A 19,134-nucleotide genomic window follows, 5' to 3' on the forward strand; every position below is an offset into this window, starting at 1 on the left:
TTAAGTTAGAATTTAACATTAAGGGAGAAACCAAGGTATCGTGCAGACGGGTCCTGCAGATCGCTGTCATTCCCGAAGTCAGGATCAACATAAGGAATTTTTTTCCATACGTAGAGGTTATATCCATACAGGGAAAGATCCAGATTCTTCAGGTTTTTCATTTTAACAAGTTTGGCAATGTCGTAGCTCACTGATAATCTGCGTAACTTAAAGTAGGTCCGGTCGTACGTGTTTGCAAACTTCTTGCTCTCCGATTCCGTCACTCTTGCCTGATAGGGATAGATCTGACTCCATGTCTGCCAGTTCACGGCAGTGGTGTTTGGCCTGTAGGTTCTTGTGTCTGATATCACCTTTCCATTTATATCTCTCTCTAATTGTCCCCCTGTTACTACCACACCGGCAGGAACATATATCGGTTTACCAACAGCGTACTCGGCATCCCGGTACTCCACTGATTTAGGATGTTTGCCGCCCCACCACATTTTTTCAATGGTAACGGAGTTGATCAATCCTCCCCATGCACCGTCTACGTCTGCGTTAACTGTGAATCCTCCTATTTTAAACTTGTTCTGAACGCCAAGTCTCCAGTCGGGATCCAGATGGCCCAGGTTTGACAGGAAGGGGTCTTTAGTCGGTAAGGCAGTATTGGCGTCAAGGATCAATTCGCCGGCAGCGCTTTTTTGCCATACTGTTTGATAATAGCTGTCGACCCGGTCCCCCTCGCTTAGGTTCTGATACTTTGCCCCGCGCAGGTAAATTTCGGATAGCTTGGTCACCGATCTGCTCCAGTTGATACCCATGTCCCAGGCAAACGCCTTTGTTTTGATTGGTTTAATGCCCGCAGCCACTTCAAAGCCGTTCGTCTCATATTTGTTCCCGTTAACTTTCCTTTTTTGAAGCCAGATGCAACAGACATATCGAGGTCTATGATTTTATCTTGATCCAGCGAATGGTAATAGGTGGCGTCAAAGGAAATCCGGTTCTTCAGGAAAGAAAGTGAAAGGCCGGTCTCGTAGGATGTACGCGTTTCGGGCTTGATATTGGGATTGAGAAGAATCTCAGGGTATGCAACCGACGGTGTGCTGCCATAGGTAGTGCTCTTTGAGTAGGTAGGCACAAGATTGTAAGGGGCAAGAGCATCGGCGGCCTGTGCCCACGAGGCATTTAGCTTCATGTAATCAATTGCTCTTGGAAACCGGATGTATTCTGAAACGATTGTACTGGCTGAAAACGAAGGATAAAAATAGGAACTGTTTTCAGTGGGCAGTGTGGAAGACCAGTCATTACGAGCCGTGGCGTTCAGATACAAGGCTTTGAAAAGGTCGAGATTTGCAGATGCGTATATGCTGTTCGTTCTCTGCTTAGTGTAGCTGTTCTTTCCTTGTACGGGTCCCTGCGTGTTATTTAAGTTGTAAATGAAAGGAACGATCAGACCGTCAGTTGACTGGAATTCATCCTGGTACTGGCGGTACAGCGTCGATGCTCCTGCATTTATAGAGATACTCACGTCGTTTGAAAGATCTTTCGAATACGTCGCAAGGAAGTCAGCATCAAAGTTTAGTTGAGACCTGTTCCAGTTTTTATAGTCCCCGTTCCGAGAGTCTCCATAGTTCATGTAAGATTTGGGACTCTGCATGTCTTCAAAGGTTTTAATGTCCCGGGCGTTAGCTCTTCCCTGGATTGTAAGGTCGGGAAGGACTTGCCATGACAGCTTCAGTTGCCCATTCGTTGTATTCCGGTTGAATTCCTGCTCAAGCTCGTAGGCGGCAAAGTATGGGTTATTATACCACGCATAGTTGTAATTGGCCTGCCTGTATCCTTCCTGTCCCGGAACATACATATGTTCTTTTAATTCTTTTCCGTTGACGTCGTCTCCCATCCAGATCAGGATGGTGTACATGTGGTTTTTGGGGCCGTATCCGTACCTCGGATAGTTGGGAGAGTAGACCTTGTTGTAGGATAGGGAAGCATCAAGCTGAAGGTTCTTAGCCAGACTATAGCTTGAATTAAAATTTAGACCCCCCGTGTTTAAAGAAGTGTTCGGAACCTGGCCCTTTTGATACGCCTGTTTTGCCGAGAAATAGAACTGGCCCTTCGCCGTTCTATACCCCAGGGAGAGCGAGTTATTCGTGACGATTCCTGTGCGGAGAAAATCGCCGAGGTTATCGTGGCGAACCCAGTCAGTGGGAACTCGTTCGTATCGGGCTTTGTTGTCGTAGACAGTGCCTTTTACGTCGCCCCACCACGGAATCACTTGCCCCGTCTGCTTGTCTCGGATAGGACTGTTCCACTGCGCTACTTTAATCCCGGTACCAAACTTCGGTCCCCAGATCATATCACCGTCTGAAATTCCTCCATCAGCACCGTCCCAGAACTCATATTTGCCGTTTGATCCGTTTCCGTATTGCGTCTGCGTTTCCGGATATACAGTAAACCCGGCCGTCACCATGTTATTGGTATTAAAGTTAATCTCTAGTCCGTCCTTTTGGGCTTTTTTAGTTGTGATCATGATCGCTCCGTTTTTTCCCCGTGATCCATATAATGCTGCCGCCGTAACACCCTTCAGAACGTTGATGTTTTCGATGTCCTGGGGAGAAATATCGTAAAGGTCGGATTCAACAACAATCCCATCGACTACGATGATTGGATTATTTCCGCGCAAGGAAAAAGTCGGCTTCTGGAAAATTCCCGTAGGGTTATTGACAGTTAGTCCGGCTACCTGACCCGAGAGTGCATTCCCCAGGTTCATCGTTTTGCCTTCATCCAGAACCTCGGTGTTAACCTCCTGCGTGGAGTATCCCAGCTTTCTTTTTTGCTGTTTGATACCGATGGCGGTCACGACGACCTCGTTGAGCCGTGCAATGTTTTCTTCAAGCGTTACGTTTATTACTTTTTTGTCCCCTACCTTTACTTCCCGGGTGTCGAAGCCTACCATCGAGAAGATCAGGACTGCCTGAGGGTCTGCGGATATGGAGAACTTCCCTTCGATGTTCGTCAGCGTTGAGCCTTTCCCTCCTTTAACTCTTACCGAAACGCCGGGAAGAGGAGTTCCGGAAGAGTCGCGGACAGTACCTGTGATTTTTTCTGCCAGTTCGCCAGCCACAAATATCTTCGGGGCTCTGGCGGCCAGGGCGGGGTGATGTAGAAGTAAGGCAAGCATGATGATGCCAGCCATCAGAACAGTTGAATAGATTTTTTTCATTTTTTGTGTTTGCTCTGGTTATGATGATTCGGCGGCAAACCTAGACTTGCATTTTTAACTGTATGTTAAATTGGCGTGTAGTTTTTATCTTCTTACTTAAACCGCGCGCTGGGTTTCAAGGATCAGGATGGGATGTTTAATGCGATAGCAAGCTTAAGGGAAGTTTTTTGAAGTCACTAATGCCGTGCTGTTGCTTTTGCAGACAAGAAAGACGATTGTTCTTTTTTTGCGAAAAGCTTATTTTTATTTGTTCAATGTCGCGCACAGCCGCAACGCGGAATAAGAAATGCTGATCGGGGTATCCGTGTCCGCTATGGGCGACGCGCGTAATGGGATATGATAACGGTGATAGCAGCCGGTTGGAACAATTCCCTCTCGGTTTAACCGTCAGATAAAGAGATCTGTATATGCATCAGAAATTTGAATCGAAAATTAGCGTGTCACTGGTAGTATTCATTTCCGGCATCCTGGGAGGATTGCTTGTGCTCTTTATTATGAAAAGAGCCTGGCCTGGCTTGATCCCGCTGCTATTTGCGGCTCTTTTTGTGCGCTATATTTTCCTCAATACCTATTATGTTTTGAAGGAGGAAGTATTGCTTGTAAAAGGAGGCCTCGTCGACGAGACTATTAAAGTTGCAAGTATAAAAAGCATCGAGGAAACCCATACGCTAATAAGCGCCCCCGCACTATCTTTCGACAGATTGGAAATCCGATACAATAAACACGATAGCGTTATTGTTTCCCCTCGTAATAAACAGGCGTTTATAGATTCCTTGCTTACTGTTAATCCGGCTATTGTGCTGCGACTTAAGCATCAGAACATTTTACATAAGGCCGCAAAAGCCCGGATAAAGGATTGAGAATCGTCGCGTGGCATTATTTTTAATCCTTTTAGCCACATTTTCTGCCACAAGGAGCTTTAACTTTGCCTGCTTAAAAGCTCAAAAATGAATATAAAGGTAGTGGCATTTGATGCCGATGACACGCTCTGGCAAAATGAGCATTATTTCAAACAGACTGAAGACCAGTTCTGCAGCCTTCTGGCTGACTACTTGCCTCAGTGGGAAGTTGAAAAGGCTTTATTTGAAACTGAGATAGTAAATCTTCCTCTTTATGGTTATGGTATAAAGGGGTTTATCCTTTCGATGATCGAGACGGCAATTCGAATTTCCGAAAACAGGCTCGATCCTCGTGTTATTGAGCAGATCGTTCAGCTTGGAAAAGGAATGCTGAACGAGCCGGTGGAGCTGATGGATGGGATCACTGATGTTCTTGACGCTCTGAAAGGTAAATACAAGCTTATAGTGGCCACGAAGGGCGACCTGCTTGACCAGGAAAGAAAGTTGAAGAAATCGGGCTTGTTGCACTACTTCCATCATATAGAGGTGATGACAGAGAAGGATGAGGAGAACTATATGAAGCTGCTGAAGCATCTGGAGGTAGGGCCTGAGGAGTTGCTGATGATAGGAAACTCGCTGAAATCGGACGTGCTGCCGGTCCTGAATATCGGCGGTCATGCTTTTCACATTCCATTTCATATCACCTCTGTGCACGAGCAGGTCAAAGAAACGGTTGAACATGAGCGCTTTCGCAGTCTTCTCAATATCCGGGAGGTGCTGCAGTTTCTATAGTACATCTTACATCTGTTTCGGTGATAACTGAAACCTGCGCTAAAAAAGGGCGTACGCCGGCAGAGGGGGCAATAGCCACTTTTTCTGCCAGACCAGAACACTTGTTCTGGCCTTTCAGGTTTTCTAAACAAGATGATCTTCAGGTTGTTCTCCAATTGTCAGGAGGAATAATTATGGCTGACAATTCGAATTTAAGGGAAGATCAGGATAGGGCTGGAGCCAATCCTAACGAGACTTATGACGTAGAATATTTTCGCGTAAAATTCAACATCACAACCCAGGAGGTGATAGATGCGATTCACGAAGTGAAAAGTAATAATGCAAGAGACCTGGAGGAATATCTGGCGAACAAGACCGGCCAGTCAGACGAGTAGGTCCTTGAGCCTGCTAAAATCCCTTATCTCGCGGCGCCGACGTGGGATAAGGGATTTTATATACCCGAAATATGAACAACACTGTCCCTCTTTTCAATAGTAAGGCGAGTACCTTTTCTGCTGTTCTTGTCTTCTGTATTGTGCTATTGGCCGGCCTTTCTACGCCTGCATTTTTATCTGCACAGCCCCAAAAGGCGTTTAATGTGATTGCCTATTTTGCAGGAGGGCCGTCTAAGGTCAGCACTATTCGTCCGAAGATGCTCACTCATGTGATTTACAGTTTCTGCGGACTGAAAGGAAATAAGCTGTATCTGAGGGATACGGTGACCGTGAGGCGTCTGGTTGCGCTTAAGAAGCAAAACCCGCAGCTTAAAGTATTATTGATGCTTGGAGGCTGGGGCGGATGCGAGACTTGCTCAGACTTGTTCCGCTCTGCCGTTAATCGGGAGGCTTTTGCCCTTTCGGTCAAAAAGGCCTGCGAGAAGCTCAAGGTTGATGGCCTGGATCTGGATTGGGAGTATCCGGTAGTGGAAGGATATCCGGGGCACAAATACAGCCCGGATGACAGACATACTTTTACCCTCCTGGTGCAGCAGTTGAGGAAGACCCTGGGATGGCAGTACGAAGTTAGCTTTGCAGCGGGCGGCTTTCAGGAATATCTTGAGAAGAGTATTGACTGGCCTGTAGTCATGAAGGAGGTGGACCGGGTGAACATCATGTCTTATGACCTTGTAAACGGGTATTCTAAAGTAACGGGACATCATACGCCCTTATACTCAACGCCGCAGTTAAAGGAATCTGTTGATAACGCGGTATCCTATCTCCTGGCCCAGGGAGTGCCGGCCGGGAAGATTGCAATCGGGGCTGCGTTTTACGCCCGTGTATGGCAGAACGTCTCACCTGCGAATAACGGACTCTATCAGGCAGCGATTTTTCGGAACACCGTAGCGATCAGCTCCGTCGATTCCTGGTACACCGCCGTCAACGGCTATCAATACTTCTGGGACGATATAGCGAAAGCACCGTTCCTTTATAACGCAACGAAAAAGCTGTTCGTAACTTTCGATAACAACGAATCTATACGCGCAAAGACCAATTACATGATGAACAAGAATCTTAACGGGATCATGTTCTGGCAAATTGCCCATGATAAAAAGAAAGAGAGTTTGTTGGGTACAATAGATGAGGTAATCAAAGGGCACCAGTGATATTGGCAACGGCGTCCGACAAGATTGCCACCAATCGCCTCAGCTTTTTTCGATCAGCATTAAAGCGGAATCGGCAGATGATGCGACAATACAGGTAGTGGCAAAGATGAACATCCTCCTCTGCTGCGCTAACCACAACTATGCCGACTACTATTATTTGGAAGCTTTGCTAAGAAGCCAGGGCCGAAAACACTAGCAGCCGATTTAACACTCTCTTAATATCCATTTCGTAATATGCGACCAGTTTTACTTCCGTTATGAAAAGAAGAGAGTTTTTTAAGAATACGTCGCTTGCGGCTCTGACAGCCACCATGCTGTCCCCTTTTGATCTTCTGGCCGGAAACATGTCCGACAGGGAACGGTCCCGGACAAAGAAAGCGAAGAATATTATTTTCATGGTGAGTGATGGGATGAGTGTCGGAACGTTAACCATGGCCGGGCTCCTGTTGCAGCGAAAAGAAGGACGACAAAGCCACTGGCTCGATCTTTTTCAGCAGGAGGGCGTAAGGAGGTCCTTAATGGACACGGCATCCGCCAATTCATTGGTGACTGACTCTGCCGCGGCAAGTTCCTCATGGGGCGGCGGCTTTCGCGTTAATAACGGTTCTCTGAATGTTGGACCTGACGGAAAAGAATACAAACCCATTCTTCAGAAATTTAAGGCGGCCGGAAAGGCGGTGGGTTGTGTGACGACTGTTCCAATCACTCACGCCACACCTGCTGGGTTTTGTATCAACAATAATAAAAGAGGGGACCAGTCGGAGATTGCCCTTCAATATCTACCCCTGAAGTTTGATGTCATGCTGGGAGGAGGGCTCGAGTATTTTGACGCGGCCAGGCGTAAAGACAAAAGGGATGTATTTGCTGATTTTACCAAGGCGGGTTATGAGGTCGTTAAGGATCGGGACGGATTAATGAGAGGGGCTGGAAGGGACACAAAGCCTCTGCTCGGCGTTTTTTATAAAGACGGACTGCCTTATGAACTGGACCGTAAGCAGGACCCCACGCTCATGGCTCGTATTCCCTCGCTGGCAGAGATGACAAGCCAGGCAATAAGCCGGCTGCGACGGAGCCCCAACGGTTTTGTTATGCAGGTAGAGGCAGGGAAGGTTGACTGGGCAGCGCACGCAAATGATGCCGGAGCCCTCGTTTATGATCAGATCGCCTTTGATGAGGCGGTAAAAGTGGCTCTCGACTTCGCCAGGGAAGATAAGGAAACCCTGGTCGTGATCACCACCGACCACGGTAACGCGAACCCCGGACTTTTCTCGGGCGCGTCTACCAACGCTAACTTTGATCGGCTTCAGCATTTTAAGCGCACCAATGACTGGGTCCTCAAAAATGTGGAACGGTCTTTTACGGCCTCGCGCTTAATTGAACATATTGAAGCAGCTCAGGGGATCGCTATCTCTGCGGAAGAGGCCCGTATTCTCCTTTCCCATTTTAATGGCAGTGCGGAAGATGGCTTGTACAACCCTGGAAAGCTGCCGTTCCGGGCTCTTGCCGAGATCCAGATGAAATATACGAACGTAGGTTTCGGAAGTATGGATCATTCAGGCGATTACGTGGAAGTCACGATGTTTGGGCCCGGCAGTGATCTGCTCAAGCCTTTCATTAAGAACACGGACCTGCATTATTTAATGCTAAATGCAGCGGAAGTGCAGGCATGAGAGTGGCCTGAATATCAATGTACCGCCACAATGTCAACTTTTTGAATCCCTTTCAGGTGCACTTCTATATGACGGTCGTGCGCCTTGCTTTCGAAAGCGCTGATGATCTCCAGAATATCGTAGTCGATAAAAATACAGTCAGACCCATCGATAGTCAGTATGCTGTAGGGGGGAATTCGATCGAGTGTTTTTCTGAGATTTACCTTGTTAAGAAAAGTGACGTTGGTGTTAAGCCTGATGTAGTACGCATCGGTTTCATGCTGCCTGGTTCGGGATAGCTTGTATTCAACCTTAAAGTTGCTGCTCACGATAAAATAGATTGAGATAAGGAGGCCTATGCTTACTCCCACGAGCAGGTCGGTACAAAGGATCACAATTATAGTCAGAATGAAAGGAAGGAATTGTTTCCAGCCCAGCTTCCACATATTGACGAACAGGCGGGGACGGGTAAGGTTATAGCCTGTAATAAGCAAAATGGCTGCGAGAGATGCGTAGGGTATCATTCGCAGGAGGAAAGGGATGGCAAGCACGGCCAGAAGGAGAAACATACCGTGAGTAAAGGCGGAGAGCCGTGTTCGCGCACCCGCATCGGCATTGGCGGCTCCGCGCACCACGACCGCCGTCATGGGAATAGCACCAAAAATACCGCATAATAGGTTGCCTGCACCCTGGGCAATCAGTTCTCTGTTCACGGGTGTAATCCGGTTATGCCTGTCGAGCTTGTCTATTGCTTCTACACAAAGCAACGTTTCCAGGGTAGCGAGAAGACCAATGGTTATTCCGTTTTTCCAGACCTGCAGATTGCTAAAAAGCTTTGATACGTCAGGGAACGATATCTCGGAAAAGATGTTAGATGGAATATTAACGAGCTGACTCTGTGTAAGCACCATTGCTGAGTTACAGGAGGCAAACAGAAAATTGATTGTAATACCCAGGACAACAATCAGCAGGGGCGGTGGCACTATTCTGAATCGCTTTGCAAAAGGCTGCTGCAGTAAAGCCAGGCAGGCCAGCGAGAGAACCGAGATAAGGATTACGCCGCTTCGGATGTGAAGGTTGAAACTGCGGAAATTCGCAAACAAGTGCTCATCTGAAAATAATTGCAGAAAGCCGCTCTTCCAGAAATCAGGCCGGTCATACCCTAGAGCGATAGGGATTTGTTTAGAAATGAGTATAATCCCGATAGCAGCAAGCATGCCCTTTATGACCGAGGATGGAAAGTAGTTTGAGATGGTGCCCAGCTTAAGAAGTCCGAGCAGAAGCTGAAACAGGCCGGCTACTATCACGGAGAGCAGGAACAGCTTGTAGTCGCCAAGAGAAATAATCGCAGCTGAGACAAGCGTAGTAAGACCTGCAGCAGGGCCGGAAACACTCAGGTGGGATCCGCTTATTATGGAGACAACGAGGCCTCCTATTATTCCCGAGAGGATACCCGCGTAAAGTGGTGCTCCCGAGGCCAGGGCAATACCGAGGCATAATGGAAGGGCGACAAAGAAGACAGAAAGGCCGGCGGGTAAATCGTGCTTAAGCCAAAGCAGGCGGTAATAGTATATTTTTCTTTTCACTTTCGCAATGTTACAGGTCGGTAACGGCCGTGATGATTGAAGAATGATCAACCTTTGTGAGGGTCCATCTTCGCGACAAATCTACAAAAAAAGAGGCCATCGGGGGCCGGGATGACGAGGATCATATTCAGAGCCGCAGCAAACATCGTTCTTCTTGCTTTGTTTCTTAACATCGCGTAACTTAGTAACAAGATTAGTAAGCCAACCAGACCAGTTTTATGAATTATGTAAAGGAATTCCTCCGTAGCAGGGGCGCAATATTGGTATTGCTCTCGCTTATATTATTTTTTAACCAGCTTTACGGGCAGAGCCCGAGAAAGGAACGAGCGGGCAGGAAAGCAGCCGAACTCAAAGAAATGGTGAACGGCAGGAACTTCGTGTTCAAGGCCCAGTTTGCTTTGCCGATGGGCGGAAGTTCGATTCAGCTGACATCCGAATATGATGTAAAAATAAAAAAGGATACGCTCGTATGTTTTCTGCCCTATTTCGGAAGAGCTTATACTGCGCCGATGAATCCGGCGGAAGGCGGCTATCGCTTTACCTCAGCAAATTACGATTATGCGGTAAAGAGTAAGCGGAAGGGCGGCTGGGACATTGTAGTTAAACCGAGAGACATTAAAAACCTTCAGCAGATGATCTTTTATGTCTCAGAAACGGGTTACGGCTCTTTGCAGATAACAGACAATAACCGGCAGCCCATATCGTTCAACGGCTATTACGAAAAGAATAAGGATAAAAAAGAGTAGACCTGGCTGGGAGCGCAATAGATGCAACAAGACGAGTTTAACTACCGGGAGCAAGTGCTTTCAATCTCCTGCATGCTTTCTGTTGTTCACCGGGAGTTTTATGTGTACGGCCTTAATGCCGCCCTCTGCGGCGAGCTTGCCGATCTGAAAGAGATTTTTGAAGAGGGAGAGGAGTATCCGGGAGATGTTGCTCTGCTTGAGGCTCTTGATGACGAAAATATCCGGATCCTGCTATCTGCCATGCATGCAGTAGCGCGACATAGTGAATCTATTCTGAACCTTAACAGTATAACCGGGGAAGAGCTTGAGTCGGCTCTCGAGGAGGGCATTGGCGAAGAGTATGTTCCAGAGTATTTCATCGAGGAGGAAATGGACTACCTGTACTGGATGAAGTCGACCATGGCTTATATTCATTTTGCAGCGCACCGTATCCTGTTGGCTGCGTACCTTTTATCTCATCGAACAACCTCTGTTCCCGAGCTCCATGAGGCTGATCTTTATTTTCCAACAGACGAATCAATCCTTCTTCTCAGCCTGGATGATCAGAACGTCAGGGAGCTCTCCGATCTGGCTTTCGAATTAAGCGCTCTAGCAAATGAATTATGTGAAAGTTTGTAACCGAAACTAAGCCAGAGGGCGCGGCAGAAGTTGTCTGATGCGGTATAAGCGCTTCTTGAGAGCGGAGGGAGGTGGTCTCGCCAACACCTTTTAAAAAAAACAATTAGATCAGTTACTATTTGAGCGGCTCATTAAGACAATTAAAATCAATAAGGCTGGCAATAAAGTGAATCGATTTCAAAAAAAGCCCCGCTACAATGGGTGTAGTCGAGGCACCTAAACCTTATCGATAACAAATATAGGACTTTTTTCTTTTTTGCAAGAAAAAGTTTCAATATGCAATTAATGTTGTGCCCTGCTCTTCTATATTTTAACAACCCATCTTCCGGAAAGCTGGCCCCTCAGCATCTTATTGAGGTTTTCCTGGATGTTTTCAAGAGAACAAATCGTTACTATTTTATCCATTTTAGAAGGCCGCCATTGCGATGCCAGATGCTCCCATATTTCCTTTCTCAACTCATGGTTGCAAAGCACGGAGTCAATCCCCACGAGGTGGATGCCCTTCAGTATAAACGGATAAATGCTAGTATGCAGTTCGGCTGAGTTAACATTTCCGCAGCAGGTAGCAACGCCTCCATAATGGAGGCTCTTTAATACGGTTGCCAGGATGTTTCCACCCACGGTGTCAACAGCTCCTGCGTATTGCGGTTTTAAAAATGGCTTTCCGCTTTGATCGTCGAGCGCCTCACGCGGGATTACCTCCCTGGCGCCCAGTTCCATCAGTGTTTCCACAGCCTCTTGCTTACCCGTGACCGCGGTAACATGAAAACCGAGGTGGCTTAAGATTGCGACAGCCATGCAACCCACACCGCCAGATGCCCCCGTAACAACGATCTTGCCATTAGGAGGAGTAATGCCGTGCCTTTTTAAGTTGTATACAGCCAGGGCGGCAGTAAACCCGGCGGTTCCGTACATCATGCTTCTTCTGCGGCTCAGGCCCTTTGGAAGATGAACGGGCCAGGAAGCCGGTACCCTGATGTATTCTGAAAAACCGCCGGAGGTGTTCATGCCCAGGTCATATCCTGTAACAATCACCTTGTCGCCCGGATTAAAATGCGGGTCAGCGCTTTTCTCAACAATGCCGGCTGCGTCAATTCCTGGCGTATGAGGATATGATTTGGTAACCCCTTTGTTTCCGCAGGAGGATAGGGCATCTTTATAGTTTAGCGACGAGTACTGTACATTGATAAGTACTTCACCCGGAGGAAGGTCTTCTACTGACTTCATAACTACCGCCGACTGATATTTTTTTCGGCGCTCTCAGATACTTCTAATGCTTTGAATAACATATTCGTTTAATTGGGGAAAACCGGCTCTTTGTTAGCGCCAAATGTAGCAAGAAAGCTTAGAACTAGCATCGTGGGAGGGTCGGCATTGAAGAAAATTAATTTAGCTAGGTATAAACTTCCTGCTGTCTATCTCGTACATTTGGTTATTAAACTTATCACCATATGTACCGCACCATTAACGATTTTATTTCAGACAGAAGGGATGAAGTTAGCCACACTACAAAAGTGTTTTCCTCTGTTACTGAAGGCTTGCAAAAACAAAAACCACATGAGAACATTAGGTCTGCTGAAAGGCTGGCCTGGCATATTGTGCAAACCTTAACGGAAATGGGACACCGGGCTGGTTTATTTGAAGAAGATTTGCTCGAAAATGAGCAGCCGCCGGCCACGGTCAGAGAGATTATCGAGCGCTATGTGAAGCTGAATGAGTTACTTATAGAGAACCTTGCGAAGGTCTGGTCAGACAGTGATCTGGAAGTTGAGATTCCGATGTATGGCGAGATGTGGAAGAAAGGGAAGCTTTTGTCTGTACTAAACGCGCACGAAGCCCATCATAGAAGTCAGCTTACGGTGGTGATGCGTCTTCTCGGTATGCCTGTACCCGGCATCTACGGCCCCTCAAAAGAAGAATGGGCCGGCATGGGTATGCCGGCCATGGAATAAAGGGGGGATTAATGGCTATACGTCCTTAGGCGGAGTTTTAATAGGTGTGACCGGCTGCTCGCTTTCTTCTTTTGTTTTCGCTGGCTCCTTAAATTGCGCATCTTCCTCGGTATAGTCCTGATCCTCTGGTTTCAGGACTGCCTCCTCGTCATCTTCGGGATGCCTGATATCCTTCCTTTCTGAGTCTTGAGGGTATAGCTTTTCGGGTTTGTCGCTTTGATTATTAATATCTCCCATAGTGCTTTAATTGATGTTAGGTATTTCCCGCCAGTCTCGTTGCTGTAAAGCCGCAAGGGCAGGAATGTACTGTATAAACCCTGAAGAGCAAGGAAGGTTTGGCTTCTCTTTGTACTTAAACGAAGGCGTCGTGCCAGTCGGAAGCACCGCACCTGTCGCAGGGGCCTTTAGCACCTGGTGCTGTCTTATTGCTTCTGTTTCCGCATGTGCCGCAGGCGACCAGGTCAGGAACGGTCTTTTTTCTTGCCCTGAAGTCCTTATCATACAGGGGAAGAACAGCCAGGCCCGGCCTGGGCTTGTCTTCTCGGATAAGAGTGAAGGATCCTGGAGCCTCCAGGTAAAGGCGACGTACCTGGCCAAGATGAAGTATGCCTTCCGAGCGAAGCTGAGCAAAGAGACGTTCCTGCGAGATCCTGTTCTTGCGCATCCGGTCGGGAAAAGTCAGCCCGTCTTCTATCAGTACCGTAAAGTCGTCTTCTGCTATCCGCTCGAAATTTTGATTTTTAAAAGAGATGGATGCGATAATACGCTGCACTGAAACCACAATGAGCGCAATGATAACGACAGGCAAAAGTCCGCGGTCGGGTGCCAGAATCGGCACCCCGATAGCAGCGGCTAATGACACCATAGCCACCATCTCGTTCCTGCTCAGCTGAGCAGCCATGCGTTTTCCCATAAGCCGCATGGAGACCATAAGCAGGATATAGATAAATGCGCAGCGAAGCACGATCTCAATATAGAAGCTGGGGGGCACGTTGCCGAAAAGTACCCGCGCCCAGTCTGTAATGTAACTTTCGTAAGATTTCATAGCTAAAAAGTGTTTAACACTGCAGAAGAAAACCTATCGTGCCCGCAGTTAGGACATTGAGGCGGAGCGGCTTGCGCGGGAGTTGTATAGCCGCAGTTCGTACACGCATATTCTCCCGAACGTGAGGATTGGTAGATTTCACACAGGCCTTCATCGCCTTGAGGAATCACAGACAAGCCCGGTTCTTCCTGCTCTCTGGTATAAACGCTCACAATGCCACACGCTTCAATATATGTTCGCTCTACCTTGCCTAAGTTGTAGATGCCCTTGCTGCGGAGAATGGTAAATAATTCCTGTTTTGAAATCCTGAGGGCTTTCAGTTCACTTACCAGCATAATGCCGTCTTTTACTACAAGACTCGACTTGCCCTGACTGATGTGTTCAAACCTCGGGTTCTGAAATCCCCATAGGTTAAGGCCGCGCTGAAAAGCGAGCGTGCAGGTAAGAGCTACTACTGCGAGGAATATCCCCCGGTCTGGCAATTGCATCGCCGGCGATGCAATTGCCCCAAGTGTTACCATTACGGCCGACTCTGTCAGTGTTAATTCCCCGGTCATTCGCTTGCCAAGTAATCTCGTCGCTATTAAGAGAATAAAATAAACAATACATGTCCTTCCAAATACTTCGAGCAGGAATTCAAAAGGCGCTTCCCCAAAGAGAATCCGCTTCCAGTCACTTAAAAATATTTCTTGCTTTTCCATCGAACTTCCTCTTTAGTTTAATTAATGGTGAGGCCCTTCAACGACCTGATGTGTTGCAGCCGCGGCGTATGCTATATGTGCGGCGGGTTAGTCTGAGGGATAATAAATGAATTTCCGGCCGATAAGATATCAACGTTCAATCCTTTAATTGTGATTTTTTCGTTGTCTCCGAACTCTGTAATGTTAGAATCATGAATTGCTCGTCCTTCAATCTTTATCACTACACCCGAGCCGGCGACTTCTGCTTCTATTCCATTGCGGATAATCAGCGCAGTATCTTCCTCAATTCCGAGGCCAATGCAGGTGGGATTGGTAGCGACCACCTGCGACATCCTCACAAATCTGCCTCTGTAAACGAAGTGAGTGTCTATGCAAACGTCTTTCAGGAATTCGAGCCCTGTGGTGATTTTTATTTCACCGCTGATCTGCTGAACCTCCTGGCTCCCTGCATAGATCATGGGGGTCGACAAGGCCATTGCTCCTGCGCTTGTACCTCCGATTATAAGCCCTTCCTGGATATACCGCTGCTTTAATTGCAGGAGGAAGTCGGTCCCGCCGTACAGATATGTAAGTTTGAGCTGGTCTCCGCCGCTGAAGAACACAGCATCGGCTTTGTCGACTCTTTCCACGCACTCGTGGCAGTCTTGCAATACGCCATTTCGGTCGTCATGATGGATATGGCCGATTTTTTCGATGCCGAGTTCATTAAATGTACGTACGTACTCCTTAAACAGATCGTCGCCCTCGCTGCTTGCCGAGGTGATAATTTCCAGGCTGGGATTAGTGACGTTTATCAGGTCTTTAAATATGCCAAGGACTTCGAGCCGCTTTGGATGCAGCTTGTCCTTATCTTTCGGCAATTCTCCTTTGTTTTCATGCCCTCCAATAGGCATCAGGACGCCCGAGGGGACGGGGCACTCGTTAATAGGCGCTTCTTTCATAGGTGTTTCTGTTGGTACTAGTTCTAACCTTGCCTCTTACTTTTTGTTTAGCATTCTATAAAAGTATTAGTCTTTTTGACCTTCAGAATTTAACTTTGGCGAAGTTGTAAAGGAAGCGGCGGGTGACTTTTTAAAATCATGGAGATAAGACATGCGGAGAATGCGCGTTGCAATTAACGGACTAGGGCGGATCGGTCGTACGGTTCTCAGGGTGCTTGAGGATCGGGGGGCAGCACACGTGGTAGCGATAAACGATCTTGCCGATCCTTCAACGATGGCTCACCTTATCCGGTATGATAGCGTCCATCGGGGGTTTAAAGGAAGTGTTGAGGCGCTTGATACAGCAATCCGGCTAAACGGCCGCGATATTCCTGTCTTTTCTGAGGCAGAACCGTCTCGCTTACCCTGGAAAGAGCTGCAGGTTGACGTCGTTATTGAATCGACCGGAAAGTTTACCAATCGGGAGAAGGCGGTTCAGCATCTTGAAGCAGGTGCAGGGCAGGTGATCATATCGGCACCTCCGGGCACCAGAGATGTTCCTGTTGTGGTTTTAGGCGTAAATGACGAGCAGGTAGACTTCCTGTCTCCGGTTCTTTCCAACGCGTCGTGCACTACCAACAACATAGCGCCGATGATCAAAGTGCTTGAGGAAAACTGGGGGATTGTAAATGGATACATCACCACAGTGCACTCTATGACGGGAGATCAGAATCTTCATGACGGGCTTCATCGCGATTTGCGGCGTGCCCGCGCAGCGTCTGCTTCCATTATCCCCACCACAACCGGAGCGGCGAAAGCAATAACCTCAATATTCCCGGATCTGGAAGGAAAGCTGGGCGGTGCAGGAATAAGGGTTCCTGTATTAAATGGCTCTCTGACCGACTTTACTTGTACTTTGCGGAAGCAGCCCACTGTGGATGAAATAAATGAGAAATTCAGAGAGGCAGCTGCCTCCGGGCTGAGAGGAATTATGCAGTATACCGCTGATCCTATCGTGTCTGTTGATATTCTTGACAACCCGCACTCTTGTATTTTTGACTCGCTCCTCACCTCGGTAGTAGGCGATATTACAAAAGTGGTAGGATGGTATGATAATGAGTACGGTTATTCCAACAGGCTGGCTGACATGATTGAGCGGATCGCAAAGCTAAAAGTTTGATACTGAACGCCGCTGGCAGCAAAACGTGGAGGATGTGTTAATTTTAGTGTTTTTTACTGTTAAAGCTAAAAAGTTAGCTATGTTTGATGCGGCTTAAAGGCAATCACTGCATCTTTTTTATCATAGAAAGATCAGTTTCGGAAGGATTATTAAACTATATACTATTATAAATAATTAATTAAAAAAATGAAGACCATAGACAATCTGAATTTCTCGGGGAAAAAGGCCTTGATCAGAGTGGACTTTAATGTGCCGCTCGACAAAGAGTTTAATATCACAGATGACAACCGTATTCAGGGTGCACTGCCTACTATAAAGAAAATCCTCAGCGACGGCGGATCTGTTATTTTGATGTCGCACTTGGGAAGACCAAAAGAAGGTCCTACTGAAAAGTATTCTTTAAAGCATATTGTGAAACACCTTTCTCAGGTGCTGGGCACGGAAGTGCAATTTGCAGACGACTGCATAGGCGCTCAGGCGACTGAAAAGGCCGCTGCTCTTCAAAGCGGTGGTGTGCTTCTTCTTGAAAACCTTCGGTTCTACAAGGAAGAAGAAAAGGGAGACGAAGCCTTTGCTGAAAAGTTAAGTAAGCTTGGTGATGTGTATGTGAACGACGCATTCGGTACTGCACACCGTGCTCACGCTTCTACTGCAATTATTGCAAAGTTTTTCCCTGATGCAAAGTACTTCGGCTATTTAATGGCGGGTGAACTTGAAAATGCAGAGAAGGTTCTTAATAAAGCAGAGAGACCGTTTACTGCAATCATGGGCGGTGCGAAAGTTTCTGACAAGATCCTGCTGATTGAGCGCTTGCTTGAGAAGGTAGATAACCTGCTCATAGGAGGCGGTATGGCTTATACCTTTGCCAAGGCACAGGGTGGCAATATCGGAAAGTCTCTTGTGGAAGAAGATAAGCTTGACCTCGCGTTAACTCTGGTAGAAAAAGCGAAAAGCAAAGGCGTAAAGCTGCTGCTTCCCGTAGATTCTGTTATTGCAGACGCGTTTGCTGCTGATGCCAACACTGATGTAGCTAAGAACGATAATATTAAAGATGGCTGGATGGGGCTCGATATTGGTCCCGAAGCTGTAAAGGAATATAAAGAAGTGGTAGCCGGCTCAAAGACAATCCTGTGGAATGGTCCTATGGGGGTTTTTGAAATGGAGAAATTCGAAAATGGTACAAAGGCTGTCGCCGAAGCCGTAGTGGAAGCAACTGGAAATGGTGCCTTCTCGTTGATTGGAGGAGGTGACTCTGCAGCTGCTGTTGCCAAGTTTGGTTTTGAAGAAAAGGTAAGCTACGTGTCAACCGGTGGCGGTGCGCTGCTTGAGTATATGGAAGGTAAGGAATTGCCGGGCGTGAAAGCGATCAACGACTAGGCCAGCCGGCGTTACAGATCGATCACGACGCAAATCGTAACAGAATAAGGCGGATGTTGTAAAGCATTCGCCTTGTTTTTTTAAGGCGGATGCTTGTCGTTTGCTTTATACTTCTGCCTTCTTTACTTATAGAGCTTTTTCTGATGATTCTATCGGCAAAGTTCGGAAGCGCCAGCTGAGCGAGCTGTTCTCTCAGATTTAGCGGGTAAATCCCGGCCCTGATTCTGATGCTTTCTACATTTCAGCCTTATTCTTTCAAGTTCATCGCTGCCAAAATGCTGTTGTAATACTCTCAGGCGCTTAAGAAAACATTCATGAGCTATGCTCACAAACGGGAGATGAAAGGTGTTGAATGTTCTTTGTGGCCTTTGAAAAACAAATACACTGTCACCAAAAAGCTCTCGTGGTCTTCGCTGCATTTTTTCCTCGCGCTGTGCTGTCCGGTTTTTGCTTTTGGACAAGATGGATGACTGATTTAAGCAGCGGGTGGTCTGGGCGCAAACAAGTCAAAGACTGATGCGTGGACGATCAAAGATATAGACGGTACAGAAAAAAGGCACGAGCAAACCAGTACCGTATTGCAACCGGTTCACGACCGGTACGAGTCGGTGCTGACTCGGTGCAGACTCGGTCCTGACTCGGTCCTGAGTCGGTTCTGACTATAACGGGGCTGCCACCAGTCTCCCGTCCGTCTCGGGTTTGCCAGCGGGCTGGTCAGCCTGGTCTGCTGCCAGTAAGCAGGCAGCAGACCAGCGTCTTTCCTTTCTGAAGAGAGCTTTGAATTGTAGCCGTAATCCTATCGGTTTAGGTGCTCCTTCAGGGCCGAAGCGACAGGGTGAAGGCTTTTCGGGTTTTGCTTTTTTTGTCGGGAAGAAGGAGGATGGTGGGAAAAAAGGGGAAATATTTTCTTGTTGAAAACTTTTTGTGGGGAATTGTGGTAGAAAG

General features: G+C 47.4%; 18 protein-coding genes. 10 read left to right on the forward strand and 8 right to left on the reverse strand.

The window, feature by feature from the left end:
• Positions 1–5 precede the first annotated feature (5 nt).
• Complete coding sequence (locus ACES2C_RS11360) at positions 6–800, reverse strand: hypothetical protein (protein ID WP_374163227.1); 795 nt, start codon at positions 798–800, stop codon at positions 6–8.
• The gene (locus tag ACES2C_RS11365) at positions 773–3,202 is read right to left on the reverse strand and encodes a SusC/RagA family TonB-linked outer membrane protein (protein ID WP_374163228.1); all 2,430 of its coding nucleotides are present in this window, start codon (positions 3,200–3,202) and stop codon (positions 773–775) included. The genes ACES2C_RS11360 and ACES2C_RS11365 overlap by 28 nt, the downstream gene beginning before the upstream one ends.
• A gap of 407 nt (positions 3,203–3,609) precedes the next feature.
• On the opposite strand from ACES2C_RS11365, the gene ACES2C_RS11370 reads away from it, so the two are divergent.
• The 5 genes from ACES2C_RS11370 to ACES2C_RS11390 all read left to right on the forward strand — a co-directional run bounded on the left by ACES2C_RS11370 (position 3,610) and on the right by ACES2C_RS11390 (position 8,085).
• Positions 3,610–4,062 carry a PH domain-containing protein gene (locus tag ACES2C_RS11370; RefSeq protein ID WP_374163229.1) on the forward strand — a complete coding sequence of 151 codons (453 nt, stop codon included), beginning with the start codon at positions 3,610–3,612 and terminating at the stop codon, positions 4,060–4,062.
• 87 nt (positions 4,063–4,149) lie between these two features.
• Entirely contained in the window at positions 4,150–4,833 is a 684-nt protein-coding gene (locus tag ACES2C_RS11375; protein WP_374163230.1) for an HAD family hydrolase, read from the forward strand.
• A gap of 20 nt (positions 4,834–4,853) precedes the next feature.
• Entirely contained in the window at positions 4,854–5,207 is a 354-nt protein-coding gene (locus ACES2C_RS11380) for a DUF3606 domain-containing protein (protein WP_374163231.1), read from the forward strand.
• A 71-nt stretch (positions 5,208–5,278) separates the two neighbouring features.
• Positions 5,279–6,415 carry a glycoside hydrolase family 18 protein gene (locus ACES2C_RS11385; RefSeq protein WP_374163232.1) on the forward strand — a complete coding sequence of 379 codons (1,137 nt, stop codon included), beginning with the start codon at positions 5,279–5,281 and terminating at the stop codon, positions 6,413–6,415.
• A 257-nt stretch (positions 6,416–6,672) separates the two neighbouring features.
• Positions 6,673–8,085 (forward strand): alkaline phosphatase, encoded by a 1,413-nt coding sequence (locus tag ACES2C_RS11390; RefSeq protein ID WP_374163233.1) that lies wholly within the window; start codon positions 6,673–6,675, stop codon positions 8,083–8,085.
• Positions 8,086–8,099: 14 nt separating this feature from the next.
• On the opposite strand, the gene ACES2C_RS11395 is transcribed toward ACES2C_RS11390, so the two are convergent.
• Complete coding sequence (locus ACES2C_RS11395; protein ID WP_374163234.1) at positions 8,100–9,650, reverse strand: SulP family inorganic anion transporter; 1,551 nt, start codon at positions 9,648–9,650, stop codon at positions 8,100–8,102.
• Positions 9,651–9,868: 218 nt separating this feature from the next.
• On the opposite strand from ACES2C_RS11395, the gene ACES2C_RS11400 reads away from it, so the two are divergent.
• Together ACES2C_RS11400 and ACES2C_RS11405 are read left to right on the forward strand one after the other, a co-directional pair.
• On the forward strand, positions 9,869–10,396 hold the full coding sequence (locus ACES2C_RS11400; RefSeq protein WP_374163235.1) for a DUF4251 domain-containing protein: 528 nt from the start codon (positions 9,869–9,871) through the stop codon (positions 10,394–10,396).
• Positions 10,397–10,417: 21 nt separating this feature from the next.
• Positions 10,418–11,014, forward strand: coding sequence for a hypothetical protein (locus tag ACES2C_RS11405; protein WP_374163236.1), 597 nt, complete (start codon positions 10,418–10,420; stop codon positions 11,012–11,014).
• Between the two features lie 303 nt (positions 11,015–11,317).
• On the opposite strand, the gene ACES2C_RS11410 is transcribed toward ACES2C_RS11405, so the two are convergent.
• Positions 11,318–12,241, reverse strand: a complete 924-nt coding sequence (locus tag ACES2C_RS11410; protein WP_374163237.1) for a YhdH/YhfP family quinone oxidoreductase — start codon at positions 12,239–12,241, stop codon at positions 11,318–11,320.
• 224 nt (positions 12,242–12,465) lie between these two features.
• Between ACES2C_RS11410 and ACES2C_RS11415 the strand changes: the two genes are divergently transcribed.
• Complete coding sequence (locus tag ACES2C_RS11415) at positions 12,466–12,966, forward strand: DinB family protein (RefSeq protein WP_374163238.1); 501 nt, start codon at positions 12,466–12,468, stop codon at positions 12,964–12,966.
• Positions 12,967–12,981: 15 nt separating this feature from the next.
• Here the strand turns inward: ACES2C_RS11415 and ACES2C_RS11420 are convergent, their stop codons facing one another.
• The 4 genes from ACES2C_RS11420 to ACES2C_RS11435 all read right to left on the reverse strand — a co-directional run bounded on the left by ACES2C_RS11420 (position 12,982) and on the right by ACES2C_RS11435 (position 15,653).
• On the reverse strand, positions 12,982–13,203 hold the full coding sequence (locus ACES2C_RS11420) for a hypothetical protein (protein ID WP_374163239.1): 222 nt from the start codon (positions 13,201–13,203) through the stop codon (positions 12,982–12,984).
• A gap of 115 nt (positions 13,204–13,318) precedes the next feature.
• Complete coding sequence (locus ACES2C_RS11425; RefSeq protein ID WP_374163240.1) at positions 13,319–14,011, reverse strand: DUF421 domain-containing protein; 693 nt, start codon at positions 14,009–14,011, stop codon at positions 13,319–13,321.
• Between the two features lie 2 nt (positions 14,012–14,013).
• Entirely contained in the window at positions 14,014–14,712 is a 699-nt protein-coding gene (locus tag ACES2C_RS11430; RefSeq protein WP_374163241.1) for a YetF domain-containing protein, read from the reverse strand.
• A gap of 71 nt (positions 14,713–14,783) precedes the next feature.
• Positions 14,784–15,653: a cyanophycinase gene (locus tag ACES2C_RS11435; protein WP_374163242.1), complete on the reverse strand. Its 870-nt coding sequence runs from the start codon at positions 15,651–15,653 to the stop codon at positions 14,784–14,786.
• A 160-nt stretch (positions 15,654–15,813) separates the two neighbouring features.
• On the opposite strand from ACES2C_RS11435, the gene gap reads away from it, so the two are divergent.
• Positions 15,814–16,812 carry a type I glyceraldehyde-3-phosphate dehydrogenase gene (gene gap / locus ACES2C_RS11440; protein WP_374163243.1) on the forward strand — a complete coding sequence of 333 codons (999 nt, stop codon included), beginning with the start codon at positions 15,814–15,816 and terminating at the stop codon, positions 16,810–16,812.
• Between the two features lie 186 nt (positions 16,813–16,998).
• Positions 16,999–18,189 carry a phosphoglycerate kinase gene (gene pgk / locus ACES2C_RS11445; RefSeq protein ID WP_374163244.1) on the forward strand — a complete coding sequence of 397 codons (1,191 nt, stop codon included), beginning with the start codon at positions 16,999–17,001 and terminating at the stop codon, positions 18,187–18,189.
• Positions 18,190–19,134 lie beyond the last annotated feature (945 nt).

The sequence above is a fragment of the Arcticibacter sp. MXS-1 genome, from assembly GCF_041902385.1.
Lineage (GTDB): Bacteria > Bacteroidota > Bacteroidia > Sphingobacteriales > Sphingobacteriaceae > Arcticibacter.

Coding starts and splice junctions, on each gene's coding strand:
- ACES2C_RS11360 (WP_374163227.1), bottom strand. CDS start 800: ATGGGTATCAACTGGAGCAGATCGGTGACCAAGCTATCCGAAATTTAC.
- ACES2C_RS11365 (WP_374163228.1), bottom strand. CDS start 3,202: ATGAAAAAAATCTATTCAACTGTTCTGATGGCTGGCATCATCATGCTT.
- ACES2C_RS11370 (WP_374163229.1), top strand. CDS start 3,610: ATGCATCAGAAATTTGAATCGAAAATTAGCGTGTCACTGGTAGTATTC.
- ACES2C_RS11375 (WP_374163230.1), top strand. CDS start 4,150: ATGAATATAAAGGTAGTGGCATTTGATGCCGATGACACGCTCTGGCAA.
- ACES2C_RS11385 (WP_374163232.1), top strand. CDS start 5,279: ATGAACAACACTGTCCCTCTTTTCAATAGTAAGGCGAGTACCTTTTCT.
- ACES2C_RS11390 (WP_374163233.1), top strand. CDS start 6,673: ATGAAAAGAAGAGAGTTTTTTAAGAATACGTCGCTTGCGGCTCTGACA.
- ACES2C_RS11400 (WP_374163235.1), top strand. CDS start 9,869: ATGAATTATGTAAAGGAATTCCTCCGTAGCAGGGGCGCAATATTGGTA.
- ACES2C_RS11405 (WP_374163236.1), top strand. CDS start 10,418: ATGCAACAAGACGAGTTTAACTACCGGGAGCAAGTGCTTTCAATCTCC.
- ACES2C_RS11410 (WP_374163237.1), bottom strand. CDS start 12,241: ATGAAGTCAGTAGAAGACCTTCCTCCGGGTGAAGTACTTATCAATGTA.
- ACES2C_RS11415 (WP_374163238.1), top strand. CDS start 12,466: ATGTACCGCACCATTAACGATTTTATTTCAGACAGAAGGGATGAAGTT.
- ACES2C_RS11420 (WP_374163239.1), bottom strand. CDS start 13,203: ATGGGAGATATTAATAATCAAAGCGACAAACCCGAAAAGCTATACCCT.
- ACES2C_RS11425 (WP_374163240.1), bottom strand. CDS start 14,011: ATGAAATCTTACGAAAGTTACATTACAGACTGGGCGCGGGTACTTTTC.
- ACES2C_RS11430 (WP_374163241.1), bottom strand. CDS start 14,712: ATGGAAAAGCAAGAAATATTTTTAAGTGACTGGAAGCGGATTCTCTTT.
- ACES2C_RS11435 (WP_374163242.1), bottom strand. CDS start 15,653: ATGAAAGAAGCGCCTATTAACGAGTGCCCCGTCCCCTCGGGCGTCCTG.
- gap (WP_374163243.1), top strand. CDS start 15,814: ATGCGCGTTGCAATTAACGGACTAGGGCGGATCGGTCGTACGGTTCTC.
- pgk (WP_374163244.1), top strand. CDS start 16,999: ATGAAGACCATAGACAATCTGAATTTCTCGGGGAAAAAGGCCTTGATC.